The organism is Geofilum sp. OHC36d9, assembly GCF_052400685.1.
Classification (GTDB): Bacteria; Bacteroidota; Bacteroidia; order Bacteroidales; family Marinilabiliaceae; genus CAZHHH01.
Window position 1 is genome coordinate 304,621 of record NZ_JBQTGJ010000002.1, and the last position, 24,727, is coordinate 329,347.

Sequence of the window (24,727 nt, forward strand, 5' to 3'; positions counted from 1 at the left end):
GCAAAACGAGCGTCATTAACAAATTGGTTACTCCAGAAAAAGTAGTTATACAAAGGATTACTCAATAATTTCCGCTCCAAACAAGCAAACAGACTTTCAATTTTCAAAGAACACACCATTTAATACATGATTTTAATCATAAAACTAGATCAAATATACACCAAGTAATTAACAAACAAAAAATTACACACGTACAAATACATCGTAAAAAACTTACAATTTATCAGAGTGATCTTTAAAAGTTTTATACTTTTGAAATAACAAAACCTTTAAAACTGAATAATACCATGGATAGCAAGATGCAGGTCTTCATTAATGAAGTACAAAGGAAAAACCCGGGCGAAGAAGAATTTTTACAGGCGGTTCAGGAAGTTGTTGAGACAGTATGGGATTTCTACCGGGAGAATCCACGCTATCAAAAAGCAAAAATACTGGAACGCATGGTTGAACCCGAAAGAGTAATCATGTTTCGTGTACCCTGGGTTGATGACAAAGGCGAAGTACAGGTAAACAGAGGCTTCAGAGTAGAATTCAACTCCGCCATAGGGCCATACAAAGGCGGCATTCGGTTTCACTCAAGCGTATCGCTCAGCAGCCTGAAATTTTTGGGTTTCGAACAAACATTCAAAAACAGTCTGACTTCCTTGCCCATGGGTGGCGGCAAAGGCGGCTCCGACTTCAACCCGCGTGGCAAATCCGACGGTGAAGTAATGCGGTTCTGCCAGGCCTTTATAAGTGAGCTGTTCCGGCATATAGGACCTGACACCGACGTTCCGGCAGGTGACATTGGCGTGGGTGCCAGAGAGATTGGCTACATGTTCGGCATGTACAAAAAACTACGCAACCAATTCACCGGCGTATTCACCGGTAAAGGGCGCGAATTTGGTGGCAGCGTCATTCGTCCCGAAGCCACCGGTTATGGCGCCATCTACTTTGTTCGTGAAATGCTGGCGCTAAAAGGAGAGTCATTAGCCGGTAAAACCATCGCTGTGTCAGGCTTCGGAAATGTAGCATGGGGCGCTGTGAGTAAAGCCGTTGAACTCGGAGCCAAAGTTGTAACCATTTCAGGTCCAGATGGCTACATCTACGACCCCAATGGCATCAGCGGCGAAAAAATTGATTATATGCTCATGCTTCGTAACAGCAACAACGACGTGGTTCAACCCTATGCCGAACAGTTTGGCGTCTCCTTCTTTGCCGGGAAAAAACCGTGGGAACAAAAGGTGGATATTGCAATTCCATGTGCCATACAAAACGAACTGAACGAAACAGATGTCAAAACACTTATTAAAAACGGTTGTCAGCTTATAGCAGAAGCTTCTAATATGGGTTGTACCGCCGATGCGGCAATACTGGCCACCGAAAAAATAACATTTGCGCCGGGCAAGGCTGTTAATGCAGGCGGGGTTGCCGTTTCAGGACTTGAAATGAGCCAAAACAGCATGCGGTTATCGTGGACGCGCGAAGAAGTGGATGAGAAATTAAAGCACATTATGATCAATATTCATAACACCTGTGTTAAATACGGAAAAACACCTGATGGAAAAATAAATTATATGAAAGGCGCCAACATTGGCGGCTTTGTAAAAGTTGCCGAAGCCATGATGGCGCAAGGTATTGTTTAACAAACAGACGTAATTACCAGATTTATCCGAACCGAGGTGACTTAACATCACGGCAGGAGACGGATAACAGCAGCAAAAACAAGTCTAAGAACAAGCGTAAAACAATTTATCAGAAATAAAATGCAGCCTAAGTCTGTTACATAAAATTGATGATAAATTCTTTCTAACCACGGGTTAAACCCGTGGTTACTTATTTATTCTATCGAATCCACCCGTGGGTTAGACTTGTGCTCAAAGTGGTCATTTACACCAGTAAATTCACTCTTTAAGACTTTGCAAGCCTCAAATTTGAACATTTTTAATCAAGCACTTAAGTTTTCTTACTGATACTAGTTAACTTTAGGACGTCAATAGACAATACAAAACCAAATACACTCTGAAAATTGAAACTAAAAAATGATTGACACCCATTCACACATATATTCAGAAGAATTTGACACCGATCGTCCGGAGATGATTGACAGAGCCCTGAGCATAGGAATCAAAAAAATTATGCTGCCTAACATCGACAGCCAAAGCATCGACCGGATGTTGCAAACAGAAGCCGGGTGGCCGCAACTGTGTCATGCCATGATGGGACTGCATCCCACATCCGTAAACAGCCATTACAAGGATGAATTGGCCGTTGTAGAAGAATGGCTCTCCAAACGTTCATTTGCAGCCATTGGCGAAATAGGCATGGATTTGTATTGGGATAAAACTTTTCTGACACAACAAAAAGAAGTTTTCGCCACCCAAATAAAATGGGCCATAGAAAAAGACCTTCCGGTTGTGATTCACATGCGCGAAGCCTTTGCTGAAACGATGGAGATCATAGAACAACACGACACCACAAAATTAAGAGGTATATTCCACAGCTTCACCGGAACGGCCGACGAAGGCCGGCGTATTTTAGATATGCCTGGTTTCTGTTTAGGCATTAACGGCGTTGTCACCTTTAAAAACACAACGCTACGCGAAGCATTAATACCATTGGGCTACGACAGGCTGGTTCTTGAAACGGACGCGCCATATCTGGCTCCCGTCCCTTTTCGGGGCAAACGAAATGAACCCTCATATCTGAAAAATATTTGTGACACACTGGCTAAAACCTTTGACGTGTCACCGGACGAAATCATCAAAAGCACCAGTCGCAACGCGCAAACCATATTTAACAACACCATACACTAAAACATTGGAAAGAAAGCTACTCATAATATATACAGGCGGAACCATCGGCATGGTCAACAATCCGGACACCAATTCGCTGGTGCCTTTTGACTTCGACAACATTTATCATCGCGTACCCGAATTACAAAAATTCGACTTTACGGTTCGCAGCATTTCATTTGAGCCACCGGTCGATTCGTCGATGATGAATCCTGAAATATGGGTTAAACTGGCCACCCTCATCGAAGACAACTATGAAAAGTACGAAGGTTTCGTTATTCTGCATGGCACCGATACCATGGCTTATACTGCAAGTGCGTTAAGCTACCTGCTTCACAATCTCAATAAGCCAGTCATTCTCACCGGCAGCCAGTTACCCATGGGAACCGTCCGTACCGACGGCAAGGAAAACATGCTCACTGCCCTTGAAATAGCTGCGGCTCAAAAAAATGATCGTGCGTTGGTTCCGGAAGTCTGCATCTACTTTCAGGACAAGCTATTCCGTGGCAACCGTACCACCAAATACAATGCAGAGCATTTTCATCCTTTCCGGTCGGATAACTATCCGGCGTTGGCAGAAGTAGGCATACACATTAAATACAACTACCCCTACATACGTTATGCCACCGAAGAGGGCCATTTCTATGCCTCAAAAAAAATGGATACAGCCATCGCACTCATAAAAATATTTCCTGGCATCACGCCGTGGGTTCTCAACGGTCTGCTGCAGGCAGAAGGCATCAAGGCGGTTGTTCTGGAAACGTATGGCTCGGGTAATGCACCTACTCATAAGTGGTTTCTCGACGCACTAAAAAATGCTGCACGAAAAGGTCTAATCATTGTTAACGTTACGCAATGTCTGGCCGGGAGTGTCGAAATGTGGCGTTACGAAACCGGCGTTCATCTGTCGGGACTGGGCGTTATCAGCGGTCACGACATCACCACCGAAGCCGCAGTCACCAAATTAATGTACCTATTAGCCAACTGCGACACCACCGACGATGTACGACAAAAAATGAGCAAATCGCTGAAAGGAGAAATTACATTATAAAATTGTTACTTCAATATAAATTTTTAGTAATTTTCCGTCATGAAAAATTTACTTTTATTCAGTCTGTTACAAAACTTAACATTTCACTCTATCGTTAAAGGTTTATAAATTATGTATACAGACAAAAGAAGTAATACCATGCATTATCTAATTTAAAGATCTACACAACAACATCTTAACATGTAACCAGCAGAACCGCAAAGATATGTAAGAACATCAATTAACGTAAAATGCAAAATGAAATATTTGTTTTTCGTTAAGGATACTTTTATTTTTGCTTTCAATATTCGTTAACAAACAGAGATAAAATTTATTATTGAGTATTAACAAACCAATACAAATTCAAACTAAGAACACATTATGAAAAAGCTATTTGCGTTATTGGCAGTATTTGGGATGCTGAATTTTGGTGCATCAGCCATTTTTGCTCAGGAAGAAGCTGCTGCTGTAAATCAGTCAGAAGAAAGCCAAGAGCCGGTTGTTGAAGAAGCAGCTACTGCTGCCGTTGTTGAAGGGGTGGCTGACGAAGAAGTTGCCGCAGCAGAAGAAGTAGGTATCCATAAACAAATCAAAGCAAAATTCATCGAAGGTGGAGCCATGTTTATGAGCTTCGTATTGTTGGCATTAATTTTTGGTTTAGCCTTATGTATTGAAAGGATAATTTACCTTCATTTGGCTTCAACGAACACCAAAAAATTACTGCAAAACATTGAAAACGCACTTCAGGATGGCGGCGTAGAAGCAGCAAAAGAAATTTGCCGTAACACCCGCGGGCCTGTTGCAGCCATTTTCTATCAAGGGCTCGATCGCTTTGAAGAAGGCATTGACGTTGCGGAAAAATCAGTTGTTTCCTATGGTTCTGTACAAATGGGCCTTTTGGAAAAAGGGTTAACCTGGATCTCATTATTCATCGCCGTAGCCCCTATGCTTGGTTTCATGGGTACTGTAATTGGTATGATCGGTGCTTTCGATAACATCCAGGCAATGGGTGAAATTTCGGCCACTGCAGTAGCCGGAGGTATTAAAGTTGCTTTGATTACAACCGTTGCCGGTTTGATTGTAGCCATCATTCTTCAGGTATTCTACAACTACATCGTATCAAAAATTGATGGGTTGGTAAACACTATGGAAGATGCATCAATCTCTCTACTGGACATTTTGGTAAAATATAACCTGAAAAAATAAGCACACATTATGAACAAATTATCAAAGATATTGAACATAGTGTTAATAGCCCTGCTGGGCGTTACTCTTGTTTTTGCAGGAATGTTCTTTTTTGGTGGAGATGTTGAAGGTGCAGCTTATGAAACACCTGTTTACACCGATCTTTTCCTGAACTGGGGTATTGTTTTGGTTTTTTTGACAGCAGGCATAACCATTTTGTTTGAAATAATAAGTCTTGTTCTTCAACCCAAAAATGCAATGCGGTCGTTAATAAGTATTGCCGTACTCGCTGTTATTGTTTTCATATCATACAGCATAGGCGATCCTACTCCGCTTGTATTACCCGGATACGAAGGAACAGACAACGTAGCTTCCATGCTTTTGTTATCTGACATGTTCCTTTATTCTACCTACTTTCTAGTTGGAATCCTCATTGTAGCGATTCTTTACTCTGAAGTGTCAAGAATTTTCCGCTAAAAAGAGAAAAACGGACAGTATACAGGACTGCCCCTGTAACACTTATAAAACAAAAGTAATCTATGTCTAAAAGAGCAATACCGGAAATCAATGCAGGGTCAATGGCCGACATCGCGTTTCTATTGCTGATCTTCTTTTTGATGACCACGACCATGGATACAGATACAGGTCTGGCACGTATGTTGCCACCGCCACTCCCGGATACAGAGGATACACCTCCTCCAATTCGGGAACGTAACGTATTCGAGGTTCTGATTAATGCCAACAACCAGTTGCTTGTTGAAAAGCAACCGATGGCATTACAAGACTTAAGAGAAGCGGCAAAGGAATTCATTGAAAATCCAGCAAACCTTGCAACGCTTCCTGAAAAGGAAGAAATTGAGGTTCCTTTCTTTGGTGTCATTCCGGTCACCAAAAATGCAGTTATTTCACTGCAAAACGACCGGGGAACTCAATACCAGACTTATCTTGCTGTTCAAAATGAACTTCAGGCAGCCTATAACGAATTACGTGACGAATTGGCTAAAAAGAAGTTCAACAAAACATTCAGTGAGTTGGATGAGGAACAACAGGATGCGATCAGAGATATTTATCCACAAAAAATATCTGAAGCAGAACCACGTAACGTAGGAGGAAACTAGAATGGCAAAATTCAGAAAGAAAAAAGGAAACAGTTTACCGGCTCTTAACACAGCCTCACTGCCCGATATCGTCTTCATGTTGCTGTTCTTCTTTATGACAACTACAACCATGAAAGAGGTGGAGATGAAAGTGATGATTAAATCCCCGGAAGCAACAGAAGTGGCTAAACTGGAGAAAAAATCATTGGTTACATACATCTATGTGGGTGTTCCAATGCGTCAATACCAAAGCAAATTTGGTTCTGAACCGCGCATACAGCTAAACGACCAATTCGCAACTGTGAGCGATATCCAAAGTTACATTGTACAGGAAAGAGAGTTGATGAAAGAAAATGATCGCCCATTAATGCAGGTCTCTATTAAAGCAGACTATGACTGTCCGATGGGTGTAATCACCGATATTAAGCAAGCACTAAGACGTGCACAAGCTTTAAAAATCAATTACTCATCCCGGGCAACTGACAAACTGGCCTTTAATTAATAATAAAGGACTGAGCATAAAAAAAGCTGTTTCGAAAATCGAAACAGCTTTTTTTGTGCTCACGTGGTAATGCCCTTTCAGGCAATTACCACGTATTACTAAAGTACAATATTTATAATTTTACCCTGAACAACAATCACCTTCTTCACCGATTTACCATCGATCCATTTCTGAGCCTGCTCGTTTTCAAGTACAGCTTTCTGGATATCCGGGGCTTTCATTTCAGCCGGCAATTCCAGTTTAAACCGCATCTTACCATTAAAAGAAACAGGATACAACACCGAGTTTTCCACCAAATAATCGGCCTTAAACTCAGGCCATTCAGCATCACAAACAGAGGTGTCATTTCCCAGTTTGTGCCAAAGTTCTTCGGCAATATGAGGTGCAAAAGGTGTTAAAAGAATCACCAAAGGTTCCAGAATGGCCCGCTTATGGCATTTTAAATCATTCAGTTCATTCACACAAATCATAAATGAACTAACGGCTGTGTTAAACGAAAAACGCTCCACATCGTTGGCGGTTTTCTGAATGGTGCGATGCAACACTTTTAACTCGTCAGCAGTTGGTTTCTCGTCGGTTATGATCAAGCCTCCCTCACGGTCAAAAAACAGGCGCCATACCTTACGCAAAAATTTATGGACACCGTCAATTCCATTGGTATCCCATGGTTTGGATTGCTCCAGCGGGCCGAGGAACATTTCGTACAGACGCAATGTATCGGCGCCATAATCGGCCACAATGGTATCAGGATTCACCACGTTGTACATTGATTTCGACATCTTCTCAACGGCCCAGCCACAAATATATTTGCCATCTTCAAGAATAAATTCCGCATTCTTATACTCCGGATTCCAGTTTCTGAAAGCTTCCAGATCCAGAATATCGTTGTGCACAATATTGACATCCACGTGCACCTCAATGGTATCGTATTGGTCCTTTAAGTTAAGCGAAACGAATTTATTTGACGCTTTAATGCGATAAACATAATTGGAACGTCCCTGTATCATACCCTGGTTAACCAGTTTCTTAAAAGGCTCATCTTTACAAACCAGTCCCATGTCAAACAAAAACTTATTCCAGAAGCGGGAATAAACAAGGTGCCCGGTAGCATGTTCGGTTCCTCCTATATACAAATCGACATCCTGCCAATAATTATTCGCCTCGGGACTAACCAGCATTTCATTGTTATGCGGGTCCATATACCGCAAATAGTAAGCAGATGAGCCTGCAAAACCCGGCATTGTATTGACCTCAATGGGATAACCATCTTTTGTTTGCCAGTTATTGGCACGCGCCAATGGCGGCTCCCCTTTTTCAGTCGGGAGATATTTATCAACCTCAGGAAGCTGAAGCGGCAGATCGTCAACGCTCAGCATGTAAGGCATCCCATCTTTATAATAAACCGGGAATGGCTCACCCCAATAACGCTGACGGCTAAAAATAGCATCACGCAATCGATAATTAACCTTAACGCACCCGATTCCCTTTTCTTCGATATACTTTTTGGTTTTGGCAATGGCCTCCGCAACAGAAAGACCGTTTAAAAAACCGGAATTAATCAGAGTTCCTTCTTTGGAATCAATGGAATCGTTCCAGCCAGAGGTGTCAGCAGGTTCCTCTCCCTCCGGCACAACCACTTGCGGAACAGGCAGATTAAAGGTGCGCGCAAAGGCAAAGTCACGGCTGTCGTGTGCCGGCACCGCCATTATTGCACCCGTTCCGTATCCTGCAAGCACGTAATCACTAATCCATACAGGAATTTCTTCGTTGGTCAGAGGGTTGATGGCATAGGCACCGGTAAAAACGCCGGTCACTTTTTTCACCTCAGCCTGTCGCTCCCGCTCGGTACGTTTTTTGGTTTGTTCAAGATAAGCATCAACCTCCGCTTTCTGTTCAGGAACGGTGATCAGCGGAACCAACTCACTTTCGGGCGCCAACACCATAAAAGTAACGCCAAAAACCGTATCGGCCCGCGTCGTAAAAATTTTCATCTCAACGGAGGAATCTTTAACCTTGAAGATCATTTCTGCCCCTTCAGACCGTCCGATCCAGTTGCGTTGAATCTCTTTTAAAGAATCACTCCAATCAATGGCGTCCAGGCCGCGTAATAACCTTTCGGCATAGGCCGAAACACGCAGTAACCACTGACGCATGCGCTTCTGCTCAACGGGATATCCGCCCCGCTCGCTGAAACCATCCTTAACCTCATCGTTGGCCAGCACCGTTCCCAATGCCGGGCACCAATTTACCATTGTATCGGCCAGATAGGCCAACCGATAGTTCAACAAAACTTCCTGCTGCTGCCGTTCCGTTTTATTGTTCCAGTCATCGGCGGTAAACGACAACATCTCAGTCTGTGCAGCATTAATCCCCGATGTGCCATTTTTTTCAAACCGCTCAACCAGACTCGATATTGGAAGTGCCTTATCGGCATCGTTGTCATAATAATGCTCAAATAACTGAATAAAGACCCACTGCGTCCATTTATAATATTCGGGATCGCACGTCTTAACCTGACGGCTCCAATCGTATGAAAAACCTATTTTATCGAGTTGTTCACGGTAACGCGCTATATTTTTTTCGGTTGTCACAGCCGGATGCTGCCCCGTTTGGATGGCATATTGCTCGGCCGGCAGGCCATAAGCATCGTATCCCATGGGGTGCAATACATTAAAACCATTCAACCGTTTGTAACGACTATAAATATCAGACGCAATATATCCCAGCGGATGGCCTACATGTAATCCGGCACCAGAAGGATATGGAAACATATCCAACACATAAAATTTAGGGCGGGACGAATCAACCTCTACCTTATAGGTATTGTGATCAATCCAGTACTGTTGCCACTTCTGTTCTATTTCCTTAAAATTGTATTCCATAACCGGTTATATTGTCTATTTTTATTCAATTATTAACAAACGGAATATTCACAACAATTCAGATTAAAAAAAAGAATTAAGTCGGAGATTTTCAAATATTTCAACGTTGCTGTGAACCTGCAAATTTAAAAAAAGTTTTTCAATCAACACGGGCAATGCCACGACAAGTGGCTGCTTTAAACCAAAACAAAGAAATAATGACTTTGCAAGAACTTAACAATCAGTTTTCAATATCAGAGACAATCGTGTTTGAGGAAGAAAACGGACTAAAAGTAGCCGCGATAGCCAACCATTACGCCACTGCCATCATCTCGTTGTATGGCGGACAAATACTCTCATTTAAACCTCACGATAAAAAAGAAGTTTTATTTGTGAGCAGCCTGTCCGATTTTGAAGAAGGGAAAGCTATCCGTGGGGGTATTCCGCTGTGTTTCCCGTGGTTCGGAACACAACAAGATGCCCCTTCCCACCCAAAACATGGATTAGCCAGGTTGATGAACTGGACCGTTAAGTCGGCAGAACAACTGGTTGACGGCGCCAGCAGGTTGGTTCTTTCTCTAACCGATAATGCACAATCGCGTCAATGGTGGCCCTATGCCTTCGGCACTGAAATTGAATTTATTATTGGAAAGGAACTAACGGTGAAATGGCACATTCAAAACAATGATAATAAACCATTCACCTTCACCAGTGCGCTTCACTCCTATTTTAACATCGGCGACATCAATAAAATAAAGGTAACCGGATTAGAAAACGTCCCGTATCTGGAAGAAATAAGATCAGAAGAGCCATTTGCAGGCGAGCTGCACGCCATAACAATTGAACGTGAAGTAGATCGCATATACAGTGACACGGAAGCCAGTTGTACCATTATTGACGAAACGTTGCAACGCCAGATATCAATTAACAAAAACGGCAGCCGCAGCACCGTAGTCTGGAATCCCTGGTCGGAAGTGGCCGCTGGCATGCCGGATTTGGGAAATCAGGATTATCTGCATTTCATTTGTGTTGAGACAGCCAATGTTCTGCACAACGCCATCACGCTTGAGCCAGCCTCATTGTTCGTCATGAGTTTGCGTATTACCGCCCAATAATATGAGAAAACATTGGAGCAATTTAAGAAATTTGACTATTTTCGCAGTCTGAAATAACCGGTCCCGTAGTTCAATGGATAGAATGTCAGATTCCGGTTCTGATGATATGGGTTCGAATCCCGTCGGGATCACAAAAAAAGGATTTTATCAGAAATGATAGAATCCTTTTTTCATTCCTCACCATTCAAAATACGGACAACGAAACAAAAAAGGCGCCGAAGTGCCGACCTCTTCGGCTCTGTTTTAATCGTAAACTAAACGGACTTGCTTTAAAGGTCCATACACAAAGTTGCAGCCAAATTCAAACATGAAGGATGCAATTTCCGGTTATTTATCTTCCTCCCCTGGTGCTACATTCTATAGTTCGAAAGAATCGGGTTCGGAATTTTGAATCAAGCTACTATAAAAATTAAAACTTCAAGCACTTCGAGCTACAGTTGCATTGCTTCAACTTACATTTGCGTTGCTTCAACTTACAATGGGGTTGCTTCCGGTTACAGAACGAAAACGAAACGCGGCTTTCCTTGTTCCTGATTTAAAACCCGGACACTAAAAATAAAACCGGCCCTAAGTAGTGTTTGTCTATAAAGTCAACTTCTGCGTTGCGCTTGTCATAAAAACAGTCATTTACGAAAAGTAAACGCCTTGATTTTCATGACTTCGCAAGCCTTGAATTTGAACTTTATATTTTAAACCCTTAGTTTATGGACAGACTCTAAGTAATGGTTACAATTTATTGGAATCATGTAATACCCGTGTTAATACCGCACCCAGGTGCGCCACCATAGCAGAGACACCGGTGTGCCTGCTGTGCGTCCACTCGATAGGCTCAATGGAAAACAGAATGACCACACCACGACACACGCCATTGTGAATAACCGGATGAGCGGCTGACTTATGAAACGGAGTTCCCAGCAATACGCCGGTCTGCTCACCCGGTTTATACTTACGGTAAATGATCTCTCCACTTTTCAGGAAATCATCATTATAATTCAGACTTCTAAGATCCCTTATCTGCGACATAAAATCAGATGTAAGCCCCAGGCTTTGCCTCATGGTAAAAGTGTCAGGCTGTTCCGGATCAGGTAAATAGAATGCCCCGCCCGTAACATCATCCAGTTTTCTCATGGTGTTCAGAAAAAGCATAATCACCTCATCCAAATCAAGCAAAGCAGCTGCATTAAGCCCAAATTGACGATGTATCAAACCCAACATATCATCCCTTCGCCGTTGGGTGATATCGCGAAACTGCCACAAATAGGCAATGACTTTATCATTCATCCTGACAGGGATGAAATCGCGTTCATAAATACGACCATCAACAAACTGCAAAACATCATTATACGCCTCAACGTCCTTGGTATACAAACGTTCAATGCGACTCTTGTAACCATCAGGATTAACCAACTGTGCAGAAATTTCTTCTCTTACAGTTTTAATAGTATCGTCATTTAAATTTTTGTTTGAAACATCAAGATTAAAGAGCTCCAATACCCGCTTATTAAACACCAAAACATTGTGAGAACTATCTTCCAGCCACAAGCCCCATTGCAAACTGTCGACCAACGCATTAAACAACCGGTTTGACTTGGCCAAACTCTCAATAAGATTTTTCTTTTCGGAGATATCCACCTTAATGGCAAGAAAATTATGAATCGTTCCATCATCGTCTTTAACGGGCGAAATGGTTAACTCTTCAAAATACCGCGTTCCATCTTTGCGTTTATTAATCAATTCTCCTCTCCATACTTCTCCTTGTCGTAAGGTGTTCCACATCTCTTCATAAAAAGCCGGCGTTTGTTCCCCCGAACCTTGCAATTCGCCAACTTTATGACCTTTCATTTCATTAAAAGAATAGCCCGACAAATCCATGTATTGACGATTGGCCCACACAATATCGCCTTTCATATCAGTCAAAACCATTGGATAAAAGAACGTATTGAATGCCGTAAGTTGAGCTTTCTGCTCATACTCAGCCTCTTTGTGTCCGGTTAAATCCATCGCTATGGCAAAATAGAATGCTTTTCCGGGACCGGGAAGATATCCAACCGTCATCATCACAGGAATGACACGTCCGTCTTTGGAACGATAAGCATACTCAATATCATTTTTTGATTTAGCATCCCCAAGATAAACCAAAGCTTCAAATTCATTGGAGAATTGTTTTCCCGCAATCATTTGAGCCTCATCAAGAGCCCTCTTCAACGCATCGGGTTGATGCAAATCGGTGATATGGTATTTACCAACTACCTCAGCCATATTGTATCCCAACAATTCTTCAGCTTTTGGATTAAAAGAAGTAATTAACCCATCCTGATTCATGGTAATAACCATAACACCAGATGCTTCAATTACAGCACGATATAACTGGGCCAGCTCATCCTTTTCCCTGGTATGTCGGGCTACTTCCTGCTCCAAATCATTATTATAGCGGGACAGCCTATCACTCATTTCCTTTTGGCGCACAGCAATCTGGATCAATTGGGCCACATCGGCAACCACTCGCTTATGGTCATTCGTAAAATAATGATCTTTTTCAGACAATAAAGTAATCGTGAGATCAGGGAGATCAGTTTGTTTCACGGGTACCATTAAAGCACTGCGAATCCCCCTCTCAAAAGCATATTTTTCTGCTTCGTTTTTAAGATCGTCAGGACGGAGTTCACGAATAACAATTTCGTCATTCAAAATAGAGATCAAATCTCCGTCGTTAAAGCTAAATGACGGATAATTCTGTTTTACAACTCCATCAGAAACAAACAGTTTACAAACATTTAACCGTTTAACAGGATCGATTTCGAACAACAAAACATACCGAGAAGAAATGATCCTGTTAAGTTCAAGAATAACACCCCGAAACAATTCATCTGAATTGTTAAACCGCTCTAGAATGAGCCGCCCCATGGCATGAATCCCCTTAACATGATTAACAGTTTGCACGAGTCTCAACTCATCCATCTTCTGCTCATGGATATCATTGGCATAAATTAAAACTTTCGAAATATTGCGTTCATCTCCCAGTAACGGTTGCACTCGTGCATGATACCAACGCTTCTGCTCAAGCAACACCATTTGCCAATCGAACGACGTTGCCCTTCCGGCCACAATGACCTGCCTGATATTCATCATTATATTATAGGCAGACTCTTCGGGCAGCATCTCATAAATTGATTTTCCGGTCAGCTCACCAGCCGACAAACCAAGCTGCTCATATGCTACATTGTTACCGTAATGATAAATGCCATCACCATCCAAAATCACCACCACTGCATTGGTACTTTCGAGGATGCTGCGCTGTACTTCCTCCTTTTTCCGAAGCGAACTATAGGCATTAAAATGTCTGAAAGCACTACCAAAAGCTACCGCCACAAGCTTAAGTATTCCAATTTGAGAATCGGACCAAACTTTGACCTGTTCCAACGTATTAAAACTTAAAAAGCCAACGACTTTATCGCCCTTAGAAACAGGTATTATTAGCCTTGACTGTGCAGACTGCCCTCCTGACTCCTTCGGCAACGAATTCGCTGTTGCACTTATGCTTGTATCAAAAATGACGTCACCAATATTAATTTTGCGCACCCATTCCGGGGATACTGAAAAAGGTGCCATCTGGCGTTCCTGCATCAATGACTTGACTCCCTCAGCATACCATTCGTGAATAGATGAAAAAGACGCCTCATCGGCATTATAACGAAACAAAGAACAGTAATCAACCTGTGTAAAACGGCCCAATTGCCCGAGTGCATAAGAAAAGCTATCATCTAACCCATCGATTGAGAAGCTCAGGAGTCGATTTGAGATATCCACCGCAATTCGATTAAGCTGAAGACTTGAATCCAATTCCTCCATTTTACCCATCTGCGGAGAGACATCCTTCATCACCACCATCATATCATAACCTAAGGCGGGCTTGTCAATATTGAGTCCTCGCACACAATAGAACCTAACCCAACGTACGCTTTGGTCATTCACATTAACCATACGTAGCGTCTGCTCCATATTAATCTCGTCTTCACGCGACAACCAAACGGGGTGCTTATCCTGTCTGATTCTTTTATTATTTTCATCGAAATAGCGCCACGGAAGATCCCAAAAATCAAGTAAGTCGGAAGAATCACGTGCCATCCCTAAAAAAGACTCACCAACGGCATTGTACTTTACAATTTCAAATTCGGACAGATAAAAAATACCAACGCCCATTTCATTAAGTAAACCGGAAACCCTCAACAAATCAGGTTCAATAAAACGCTGACTTCTGTTTTTGGGAAATACATTAAGAACACGTTTCTTAATGCCGGCCACTATTTTTTGCGACTTCTGAAGAAAACCCAACTCTCTCTTATTTTCCATACCCTCTAATCCTTTCAAAAATTGCACATTAACTCCAATAAAAACATGAGAAATAAAACGGGAAGAAGCTAAAGCGAAGTGCAACAAATTATCGACAATAAAACTTCATCTTTACAATACTCACATTTTTTGTGCGACAAAAGCCGTGAATTTGAAACCCCCAGCCAACCTCTGACTCTATGGGCCATCACTAATTTTAGTACTAAAAAAACATGAGCACCATAAACGACAGTTCGAACATACAAAAATTCATTTACATTTTTGACAAAGCCCAAAAAATGCTTTTTGACATTGTATATTCACTCCTAAATTATCCATAATTTTCAAACATAACACTTCGACCAATCACTTCTTCTATACAAGGAAATTAAGAGCAAATTGTTTTGCTTAAAGGGCGGCACAAAAAATCCCTTTCCAACCTATAACGGAAAGGGATTCCCCTAAACTGTACCCGACAAAAGGGTTATTTAATATTTGTCTATAAAGTCAACGACTTCATTAGGCGTGCCATAAAAACAGTATTTTACGAAAAAGAACGCCTTTATTTTAATGACGCCACAAACCTTAAATTTGAACTCAATAAACAAATGCCCAGCTTTATGCGCAGTGACTATTTAATCACAACCTTTTGCACATGCAACTGACCTTGCAACGTAAAAATAACGCAGTAAACACCAGCTCTAAGGTATCCTACAGCCACCGGTTGACCGACCAGATAATTAGCCCTATGCCAAACCCTGATTCCATCGACAGAGAAAATATCCAGAGTCCCTTCTTTTAACAACTCTCCATCAAGACTGGTATAAAGCAAATCGCTGGCAGGATTAGGATAAACAGTGAAATTCGAATCTGAAGATTCAGAAATCAACACCCCGGTTCCAGTATCTTCCATCACATTCACAACCACTTCCTCGTTACTGCTGTTAACGCCATCGGAAACCGATATTGCAAGCACGTATTGCGATAAAACATCGTAGTTCAGAGTGCTATTAACCATTAACAAACCATCATTATCTATGGTAAATGCCTCAGCAATATTCCCGGAGATAATACTAAAAACCATTGTGCTACCATCAGCGTCAGTAGCCAGGACACTCCCCACTTCAGCACCTTGGACAGCCGTTTCCAAAATATTGAACTGTTGATTTCCGGCAATCACAGGGGGCGTATCGTTTATATCTGTAACATTAACAGATACTGTTTCAGCAGCCGAAGTATTGACCCCATCACTGACTGTGAGGGTTAACGTATAGGACGTGGTAGTTTCGTAATCTAAGTTGGTATTATCGGCAACAGTTATCTCTCCGGTTGATGCATTGATTGCAAAAACAGCAGCTTCATTACCGGCAGTAATTGTCCAGGCACTAAAAGAAGTACCGGCATCAGCATCGGTTGCAAGAACAGTTCCTACCGAACTTGCATTTGCAGCATCTTCATCAACACTGAATGATTGCGAAGCTGTGATTACTGGCGTTGCCTCGTTTATATCTGTAACATTAATAGATACTGTTTCAGCAGCCGAAATATTTACGCCATCACTTACTGTGAGGGTTAACACATAGGACGTGGTAGTTTCGTAATCTAAATTGGTATTGTCATCAACAACTATCTCTCCGGTTGATGCATTGATTGCAAAAACAGCAGCTTCATTACCGGCCGTAATTATCCAGTCACTAAAAGAAGTACCGGCATCAGCATCGGTTGCAAGAACAGTTCCTACCGAACTTGCATTTGCAGCATCTTCATCAACACTGAATGATTGGGAAGCTGTGATTACTGGCGTTGCCTCGTTTATATCGGTAACATTAATAGATACTGTTTCAGCAGCCGAAGTATTGACCCCATCACTTACTGTGAGGGTTAACACATAGGACGTGGTAGTTTCGTAATCTAAATTGGTATTGTCATCAACAACTATCTCTCCGGTTGATGCATTGATTGCAAAAACAGCAGCTTCATTACCGGCTGTAATTGTCCAGGCACTAAAAGAAGTACCGGCATCAGCATCGGTTGCAAGAACAGTTCCTACTGAACTTCCATTTGCAGCATCTTCATCAACACTGAATGATTGCGAAGCTGTGATTACTGGCGTTGCCTCGTTTATATCTGTGATATTAATAGATACTGTTTCAGCAGCCGAAGTATTGACCCCATCACTTACTGTGAGGGTTAACGTATAGGACGTGGTAGTTTCGTAATCTAAGTTGGTATTATCGGCAACAGTTATCTCTCCGGTTGAGGCATTGATTGCAAAAACAGCAGCTTCATTACCGGCTGTAATTGTCCAGGCACTAAAAGAAGTACCGGCATCAGCATCGGTTGCAAGAACAGTTCCTACTGAACCTCCATTTGCAGCATCTTCATCAACACTGAATGATTGCAAAGCTGTGATTACTGGCGTTGCCTCGTTTATATCTGTAACATTAATAGATACTGTTTCAGCAGCCGAAGTATTGACCCCATCACTGACTGTGAGGGTTAACGTATAGGACGTGGTAGTTTCGTAATCTAAGTTGGTATTATCGTCAACAGTTATCTCTCCGGTTGAGGCATTGAATGCAAAAACAGCAGCTTCATTACCGGCTGTAATTGTCCAGGCACTAAAAGAAGTACCGGCATCAGCATCGGTTGCAAGAACAGTTCCTACCGAACTTGCATTTGCAGCATCTTCATCAACACTGAATGATTGCAAAGCTGTGATTACTGGCGTTTCATCCAAATTATTGATATACACCGTGAATGCTTCTGAATAAGAATCGGTTCCATCCGACGTCTGAATCCTAAAGGAATAACTATTTTTAGTTTCGTAATCGGGGCTGGGAATAATATGTAAATCACTGCCACTAATATAAAAAGAACCATTGTCGGTATCTCCGCTTCCTGAAACCAAAGAGTAGGTATGTGAATCGCCGGCATCCGCATCGGTGGTACTAAATGTCCCAACAGATGAATTGGCAGATACATTCTCATCTATAGCGAAACTAGATAACGAAATATCGGTTGGCACATTATTCATATTATAAGAAACAGTAACTACACCACTTGCCATATCAGTCTCCCATGCACCATCTGGAATAGTTATGTCTGGACTGGAATTATAATATCTCACAGTTCCAGAACCTCCCCGACCTGTAGATTCCCAAATATCCCATTCATACACAGATTCCGCATCATTATAACGGTATTCAATCCGGTAGGTACTGCCGGCATCATTATGATCAAAATACCTTCGGTCATTACCGTCCACATTGGTAGTGCCGACATACGAATAGGTTCCATTGGCACCCACTCCTGTTGTAGCTGCACCTGTGACAGTCACCGTTGACTGCGCCGTAACCAAGGCGGCCGGTAAAAAAAACAAAACAAAAAGAATTCCAGGAAACAATGATTTCTTTAAATGGGATATTACCTCTTCGTTTTCTTCATTAACGGCACATTCAGAAATACCTCCAAACGGAGGCTTCTCTGACACTTTCTTTAATATTGTAAATTTTTTTTTCATGTGTTAATAATTAATTTGTTAAGGTCACATGAAACTCACAGGGATAATCATTCACCTTTGTGAGGGACCACTCTCATGCTCGTTTCACATGTTAATCATTAATTAAAAGGTCTCTTCACATCATCAGCATGGTAATGGTAAGAGAACAGACGGCCCCTTTGTCTACAAAAAGGCCAACTAAACAGAGTCCGCCTATAAAGTCCGACATCTACGTTACGCTTGCCATAAAAACAGTCATTTAGAAAAGCAACCCCCTTCTTTCATAACTTCACAAGCTGCAAATCCGGTCATTTCGTATCAAGCTCTTGAATTTTATTGCTGATACGTACTAACTTCTGGGCGGATAAACGCCCTCAAGACAGATAATATAATTCACCCCAAGCGAAGGCTGCATATTATTAACCGGTTGATTTTGGCCTGATATGCCCACCGAAGCAGTGTTCATCTCAGCATCAGCAGAAGGGGCAAAATTGCCTGTTCCATCCTGATTTTGACAAACAAAATTATTGGATGGCAACAATTGCACATTTCTACCCGCCAAAGTGGCATTGGCATTTAAACTATGATTATGAGCCGGCATTTGTGAGGTAGTCAGCGTATTGGTATTAAGTCCAATCTGTTGCCCCAGATAGACCGTCTGTAACCCCGCTCCCTGCCCGACATGAACGGGCACCCGCCCCCGTAAATCCGGTAATCCGAAAGTGACCCTGCCATCGCCGCCGTAGACTTCCCCCAGCAAAGAAAACAGCGCAGAATACTGTGCCACCGGGAGTAGTTGTCCGTTACAAAAAGCCCATCCCTGAGGGGCAAAATTGCCGGCAAAAAGTATTATGGTACCTAAAAATGCTTCCATAACTCTATTATTTATATTAATTTTTTCGCGCTGTGTAAGTCTTGATTCTGAACATCACTTATCAAACACTTAAATTTTCTTATGATCACGAACTAACTTCGGGGTGGATAAATACCTTCAAGACAGATAATATAATTGAGCCCAAGCGAAGGTTGCATATTATTAACAGGCTGATTTTGGCCTGATATGCCCACCGAAGCAGTGTTCATTTCAACATCAGCAGTTGGGGCAAAATTGCCTGTTCCATCCTGATTTTGACAAACAAAATTATTGGTTGGTAACAATTTCACATTTCTACCCGACAAAGTAGCATTGGCATATAACGTATGGCTGTGCGACGACATTTGAGAGGCCGTCAACGAATTGGTGTTGGTTCCCAGTTTCTGACCTAAAGCAACTGGTTGCAAGGCCGGGGCTTGTCCCGCATGCACTGCAACACGACCACGCAAATCAGGCAAAGTAAAATAATTAATACCATCGCCACCATAAGTGGTTCCTATAATAGAATAAAGCGCCTGATTATTATTAATGGCCATTTGCTGTCCATTACAAAAAGCCCATCCCCGCGGCGCATACGTTCCCGAAAAAAGGAACACGGAACCAATAAAAGCTTCATCCATAACTGAAAATTAAAATGAACCTGTCTATAAAAATTCCACCTTCACAGTACGCTTGCTCTCAAAATAATAACCGGAACCAGTAGACTTACATTTTACGTACTGCGCAGACCTTAAATTTGAACTTTAAAGCCAAACTCCCGACTTTATGGGCAGGCGATAATTAACCAATAAAGCCATTGAAACTCCAAGAATCACATTCTGTAGTATTATAAAGGAACAATAAACCTAAAGGCATGACAAACCAATTGCGCGAACAGACACAAATATTGAGTGAAGAATCAACATTAATGAGTGGGGAGTATTTCTAAAAATAGTTCAATTCAAAATCAGCCTTTTCCCTTCAATTGACATGTAGAAATTTCTTTACCATAAAAGTCATTGCGGAATACGACAAAAAAAACATGATTTTTGCAGCTGATCAATAATTCGCTTAAATAGGTTTATCTTTAAATCGAAATAAAATAAAAATCAGAAGACATGACAACAAGTGCACGAATTAGTTTTTTGTTGCTGACCTCCCTGCTAATAGCATGTCCGAATGTGCTTGCGCGAAAAGCCAAAGGATTCATCATCAACAACCAAAACGACACCATAAAAGGCTGGATTAATTTGCCAACACACGACTTTTCTACCAATGCCTATTACCTCTCGGGATTTGACTCAGAGATGCTTCATCAGGAGGTACATTTCAAAAACGGGAAAAAAGAGCAATGGCAAACATATGGTCCGAAGCAAATCAAACAATTTGAATTTTCATATAAAAATGAGACCATTACGTTTACCTCATTTAAACTGTCATTAAAAAGCATTGTAGAAACCGACAAAGGTCGCGAACGATTTCTGAAACTAGAATACAAAGGCGCTGTTTGCCTTTACAAATTTTCGTTTCTATCGCCCAACAAGACAATGCACCCGCTGAATGAGAAGCCAGAAAAAAACAACGAATGGTATCTAATCAGCCCAACAGGAGACGTGATCCCGGTGAGGACTAAAGAGGAAGTTAAAAACATGCATGACCTGTTACAAAAAGCAGGTATTGACAATCAGTACATTCAATTAATACCCGCGAACACCAATTTCAAAGCCATTAAATCGGTCCTTCAAAATTACGATAACTGGTTGGGTGAACATCAAAATAAATAAACCGTTTAACAACAAACATTACTGATTGATTAAAATGGACAAAAAAATAGGAATAGTATATTCTACTACCGACGGACAGACATTAAAAATTTGTCAACGAATTGCTGAACATCTTGAAGACTCAGGATTTAAGACAGACATAATTGAGATTTCGTTGTTTACTGATGCAATATCTGAATATTCAAAATTGATTATTGGAGCGAGTATCAGATACGGGAAACACAGTAAAAAAGTAACACGGTTTATTCAAAGACACAAAACCGAATTAGAACAAATTGATACAGCTTTCTTTTCGGTGAATTTAGTGGCAAGAAAAAGTAACAAAAATACACCTGAGAGCAATCCTTATATTTCAAAATATTTTAAGCGACTGAATTGGAGTCCTAAAATAATAGATGTTTTTGCTGGACGCTTGGACTATGATGCATATTCCTTAATAGATAGGTTAATGATTAAATTGATTATGAAAATCACAAAAGGCCCGACAAAATCTGAAAAACCGATTGAATATACAGACTGGGAAAAGGTTAAAAACTTTTCCGCTAAAATAAGTCTTAACTAATGTTTGTCTACAAAGTCAACTTATGCGTTACGCTTGTCATAAAAACAGTCATTTACGAAAAGTAAACGCCTTAATTTTTATGACTTTGCAAGCCTTGTTTTTTAACTTTATAATTCAAACACTTAAACCACAGACAATCTACTAACCCTATCTTTCTCAGCAGCAACTCATTAACAAGATGATAAACCAGCACTAAAGCAGACTCCCGGTTTCTCAGTCTCTGTTCAGACTACCATATTTATCCTTAATGTGCTTCAATATTCTCTCTGACACCAAAAAGACAGCCGGTTTACCCGACAGCGGGTTGATCTCGGTAACCACAACGGTGTTATAAACCTGCTCAATATTATCGTAAGTGAGCACTTCCTGCGGACTTCCTTTCATGTGAATCGCACCATCCTTCATCATAATCAAATAATTACAATATTCGGCAGCCAGATTCAAATCGTGAATGATCATTAAAACCGTTAAATTCATCTCGCCATTCAATCGTTGAATAAGATTAAGCACCTGCACCTGATGCGTAATATCGAGATGCGATGTTGGCTCATCCATCAACAACAGCTCCGGTTCCTGCGTCAACGCCTGTGCAATAGCCGCCAATTGCTGTTCACCACCGCTCAGCTGCGACATTAATTTCTTACGATGATTAAAAATACCGGTCAAACGCATGTATTTGCGAGCGATAACCACATCGTGCCGTGGCTCAAAAAACTGAAATGCTTCACGATAAGGCAACCGTCCCATCAGCACATAATCCTCAACCGTCACATCTATGGCATCAGGAAACTGATTAACAACAGCCACCTTACGGGCTTTGGCATTCAGTTTTAAGGTGTTTAAATTCTCATGGTGGAGCCATATCTCGCCCGTTCGGACTGCCAGATTACCGGAGATCCCCTTAAACAAGGTGGTTTTACCGGAACCGTTGGGACCAATGATTCCGGCAAGCGCGCCTTTGGGAAGCGACAATGAGATATTTTTCAGGCGAAACCCATCGCCATAGCCACAATCCAGATTGACTATTTTCAAATAACTATCGGGCATGACGTCCTCTTTTCTTAAACTGATTTAACACCACAATAAACAAAATGCCGCCGGCCATACCTGTAATCACGCCAATGGGCAACTCGTTGGGAGAAATAATCGTCCGCGCCAGCACATCACTGATAATTAAAAACAAGCCACCTCCTAAAAACGAACCTATCAACAAAAACCGATAATCAGAACCGGCCAGCAAACGTATAAAATGCGGTATAACCAACCCCACAAAACCAATCACCCCGGTCACCGATACACAAATACCCGTGAGCAATGAAGCCACCAAAAACAAAATACGAATGGTCGTTTTACTGTTAATACCCAGATAACGGGCTTTGGCCTCTCCCAATAGCAAAGCATTCAGCGGCCGTGCCAGCAAATAACTGACAAACAGGCCCACCACCGAAGCATACAATACTATTTTAATCAGGAATGTATCCGGTTCATCCAGCGAGCCCATCATCCAAAACATAATACCATGTAAATCGTCGGCCGTGGCCACCGACATCAGCAACATCATAACCGAAGAAGCCACAAAACTAATCATCACACCTATGAGCAACATCTTATTAACATCGGCACCACCATGCAGAAAGCCCAACAGACCAACAATAACCACTGTTAATATGGCACCACCAAACCCGGCCAGTGGTAACATAAAAGAGCCTACCGTAAGATGTAATCCCAAAACAATTACCAAAGCAACCCCCAGAGCAGCACCGCCCGAAATACCAAGCGTATAGGGTTCCACCAACGGATTACGAAAAACACCCTGTAAAATGGCGCCCGACAGACTCAAAGCACCACCAGCCCCCAAAGCCAGTATAACACGAGGCAAACGCATTCCCGTCAGAATAAAATAATCCATTCCCTCCTTTTTTTTCAGCAAGGGAATAATATCACCGACCGAAATAGAGGCTTCACCCATGGTCAACGACAAAATCGATGCGCCAACTACCAACAAGAGTAACAGCAATGTAAACAAAACCCATTTGACATATTTTGCGCTCATTGTCACATTTTTATAAGAAACAGTATCCAGCGGCCATTGTTAAAACGATGACGTCAGAGCTTACCCTACTCGCTTTTGCAATCATTTAATTTACGCTCAATCACCTGCATCGTTTGTAAAAAGTCAACCGGATTAGGGGTGCTTGCCATATCCGATTCAATAAAAAACAGCTTACCGCTTTTCACCGCCTTTAAATCGGGATAACTTTGCCATATTTTCATCTCTTCGTCACCCACAATTCCCATATTCACAATAATGATGACATCAGGATTTTTAGTGAGAACAAATTCGCGCGATACAGTACCTATTTTTAATCCGGAAGAAATATTTGTCCCGCCTGAAAAAGAGATAAAATCAGCCATATAAGTATCATCAAGAACGGTAAACAACGGATCGGCTCCAATCTGAAAAAAGAACTTTTGCGGTTGCGCAAGGGCCTGTTTTTCCCGTATAAGGTTAACATCCTTAGTTATAGAAGCCACCATTTTGCGGGCTGTATCTTCCTTTCCTATCAACTGCCCCAGACGCAAAAACTGAGTACATATTTCATCAAAAGAACGAGGCGTTTCAAAGACTTCCACCTTCAAGCCGGCCTTTCGCAGCATATTAATAGTTTGAGGTTTGGTAATAGCATGTACCAGCACCAGGTCGGGATTCAACATCAACACCTTTTCAACGTTAACTTTAATGGCAGAAGCCACCACCTCCTTGCCATCGTCTTTGGCAATATAACAATAAGAAGTGTGGCCAACCAACGCCTCATCTGCCCCCAGATAATAGACACCTTTGGTCAACGATGGCGCCAGCGAGACAATGCGCTGAGGCGTCTGAGCCCAAAGCGTGGACATCAGTAAAATAGCTACAACAGTAAGAAAAATGGTTTTCATGCTCAATGGTTGTTATTTTTTGAATCCACGAAAAAACTACTAAATGCTTAGAACCAATCACTCTTCACGGACCATAATCATGGGCTTCTACTTTACATCAGTGAAAACACGTAACAGGACTCATCGTTGAAAAGCCGGTTTCCCGAAAAAATGAGTAGTTCATAGCCCCCAACTTTTTCCCCGAAGTTTGGTT

At 41.8% G+C, this 24,727-nt stretch carries 18 protein-coding genes and 1 tRNA gene; 11 read left to right on the forward strand and 8 right to left on the reverse strand.

Translation table 11 applies throughout. The annotated features are described in order from the left end of the window. Positions 1 to 287 precede the first annotated feature (287 nt). The 7 genes from gdhA to ACT3CD_RS04060 all read left to right on the forward strand — a co-directional run bounded on the left by gdhA (position 288) and on the right by ACT3CD_RS04060 (position 6,588). Positions 288 to 1,625, forward strand: a complete 1,338-nt coding sequence (gene gdhA / locus ACT3CD_RS04030) for an NADP-specific glutamate dehydrogenase (protein WP_444643179.1) — start codon at positions 288 to 290, stop codon at positions 1,623 to 1,625. Positions 1,626 to 2,021: 396 nt separating this feature from the next. Beyond that, entirely contained in the window at positions 2,022 to 2,795 is a 774-nt protein-coding gene (locus ACT3CD_RS04035) for a TatD family hydrolase (RefSeq protein ID WP_444643181.1), read from the forward strand. A 4-nt stretch (positions 2,796 to 2,799) separates the two neighbouring features. Beyond that, positions 2,800 to 3,825 (forward strand): asparaginase, encoded by a 1,026-nt coding sequence (locus ACT3CD_RS04040; protein WP_444643182.1) that lies wholly within the window; start codon positions 2,800 to 2,802, stop codon positions 3,823 to 3,825. 360 nt (positions 3,826 to 4,185) lie between these two features. After that, on the forward strand, positions 4,186 to 5,010 hold the full coding sequence (locus ACT3CD_RS04045) for a MotA/TolQ/ExbB proton channel family protein (RefSeq protein WP_444643184.1): 825 nt from the start codon (positions 4,186 to 4,188) through the stop codon (positions 5,008 to 5,010). A 9-nt stretch (positions 5,011 to 5,019) separates the two neighbouring features. Then, complete coding sequence (locus ACT3CD_RS04050; protein ID WP_444643186.1) at positions 5,020 to 5,466, forward strand: hypothetical protein; 447 nt, start codon at positions 5,020 to 5,022, stop codon at positions 5,464 to 5,466. A gap of 62 nt (positions 5,467 to 5,528) precedes the next feature. Continuing rightward, positions 5,529 to 6,107 carry a biopolymer transporter ExbD gene (locus ACT3CD_RS04055; RefSeq protein WP_444643188.1) on the forward strand — a complete coding sequence of 193 codons (579 nt, stop codon included), beginning with the start codon at positions 5,529 to 5,531 and terminating at the stop codon, positions 6,105 to 6,107. Position 6,108: 1 nt separating this feature from the next. Beyond that, positions 6,109 to 6,588 (forward strand): ExbD/TolR family protein, encoded by a 480-nt coding sequence (locus tag ACT3CD_RS04060; protein WP_444643190.1) that lies wholly within the window; start codon positions 6,109 to 6,111, stop codon positions 6,586 to 6,588. A gap of 98 nt (positions 6,589 to 6,686) precedes the next feature. Here the strand turns inward: ACT3CD_RS04060 and leuS are convergent, their stop codons facing one another. Further along, positions 6,687 to 9,470 carry a leucine--tRNA ligase gene (gene leuS, locus ACT3CD_RS04065; protein ID WP_444643192.1) on the reverse strand — a complete coding sequence of 928 codons (2,784 nt, stop codon included), beginning with the start codon at positions 9,468 to 9,470 and terminating at the stop codon, positions 6,687 to 6,689. 197 nt (positions 9,471 to 9,667) lie between these two features. Between leuS and ACT3CD_RS04070 the strand changes: the two genes are divergently transcribed. Then, entirely contained in the window at positions 9,668 to 10,564 is an 897-nt protein-coding gene (locus ACT3CD_RS04070) for a D-hexose-6-phosphate mutarotase (RefSeq protein ID WP_444643194.1), read from the forward strand. 59 nt (positions 10,565 to 10,623) lie between these two features. Beyond that, a tRNA-Arg gene (locus ACT3CD_RS04075) sits at positions 10,624 to 10,695 on the forward strand. Positions 10,696 to 11,290: 595 nt separating this feature from the next. Here ACT3CD_RS04075 and ACT3CD_RS04080 read toward each other — a convergent pair. The 4 genes from ACT3CD_RS04080 to ACT3CD_RS04095 form a co-directional block, all read right to left on the reverse strand. Then, positions 11,291 to 14,914: a PAS domain S-box protein gene (locus ACT3CD_RS04080; RefSeq protein ID WP_444643195.1), complete on the reverse strand. Its 3,624-nt coding sequence runs from the start codon at positions 14,912 to 14,914 to the stop codon at positions 11,291 to 11,293. A 610-nt stretch (positions 14,915 to 15,524) separates the two neighbouring features. After that, positions 15,525 to 18,416: a cadherin domain-containing protein gene (locus tag ACT3CD_RS04085; protein WP_444643197.1), complete on the reverse strand. Its 2,892-nt coding sequence runs from the start codon at positions 18,414 to 18,416 to the stop codon at positions 15,525 to 15,527. Between the two features lie 328 nt (positions 18,417 to 18,744). Continuing rightward, a complete protein-coding gene (locus ACT3CD_RS04090) occupies positions 18,745 to 19,269 on the reverse strand; it encodes a phage tail protein (protein ID WP_444643199.1) in 525 nt (174 codons plus the stop codon). A 92-nt stretch (positions 19,270 to 19,361) separates the two neighbouring features. Beyond that, positions 19,362 to 19,889, reverse strand: a complete 528-nt coding sequence (locus ACT3CD_RS04095; RefSeq protein ID WP_444643201.1) for a phage tail protein — start codon at positions 19,887 to 19,889, stop codon at positions 19,362 to 19,364. A 477-nt stretch (positions 19,890 to 20,366) separates the two neighbouring features. On the opposite strand from ACT3CD_RS04095, the gene ACT3CD_RS04100 reads away from it, so the two are divergent. Together ACT3CD_RS04100 and hemG are read left to right on the forward strand one after the other, a co-directional pair. Continuing rightward, positions 20,367 to 21,032 carry a hypothetical protein gene (locus ACT3CD_RS04100; RefSeq protein ID WP_444643203.1) on the forward strand — a complete coding sequence of 222 codons (666 nt, stop codon included), beginning with the start codon at positions 20,367 to 20,369 and terminating at the stop codon, positions 21,030 to 21,032. A 34-nt stretch (positions 21,033 to 21,066) separates the two neighbouring features. Beyond that, on the forward strand, positions 21,067 to 21,594 hold the full coding sequence (hemG, locus tag ACT3CD_RS04105) for a menaquinone-dependent protoporphyrinogen IX dehydrogenase (protein ID WP_444643205.1): 528 nt from the start codon (positions 21,067 to 21,069) through the stop codon (positions 21,592 to 21,594). 213 nt (positions 21,595 to 21,807) lie between these two features. On the opposite strand, the gene ACT3CD_RS04110 is transcribed toward hemG, so the two are convergent. The 3 genes from ACT3CD_RS04110 to ACT3CD_RS04120 all read right to left on the reverse strand — a co-directional run bounded on the left by ACT3CD_RS04110 (position 21,808) and on the right by ACT3CD_RS04120 (position 24,534). Further along, positions 21,808 to 22,641: an ABC transporter ATP-binding protein gene (locus ACT3CD_RS04110; RefSeq protein WP_444643207.1), complete on the reverse strand. Its 834-nt coding sequence runs from the start codon at positions 22,639 to 22,641 to the stop codon at positions 21,808 to 21,810. After that, positions 22,631 to 23,647 carry a FecCD family ABC transporter permease gene (locus tag ACT3CD_RS04115; protein WP_444643209.1) on the reverse strand — a complete coding sequence of 339 codons (1,017 nt, stop codon included), beginning with the start codon at positions 23,645 to 23,647 and terminating at the stop codon, positions 22,631 to 22,633. The genes ACT3CD_RS04110 and ACT3CD_RS04115 overlap by 11 nt, the downstream gene beginning before the upstream one ends. A gap of 65 nt (positions 23,648 to 23,712) precedes the next feature. Continuing rightward, the gene (locus ACT3CD_RS04120; RefSeq protein ID WP_444643211.1) at positions 23,713 to 24,534 is read right to left on the reverse strand and encodes an ABC transporter substrate-binding protein; all 822 of its coding nucleotides are present in this window, start codon (positions 24,532 to 24,534) and stop codon (positions 23,713 to 23,715) included. Positions 24,535 to 24,727 lie beyond the last annotated feature (193 nt).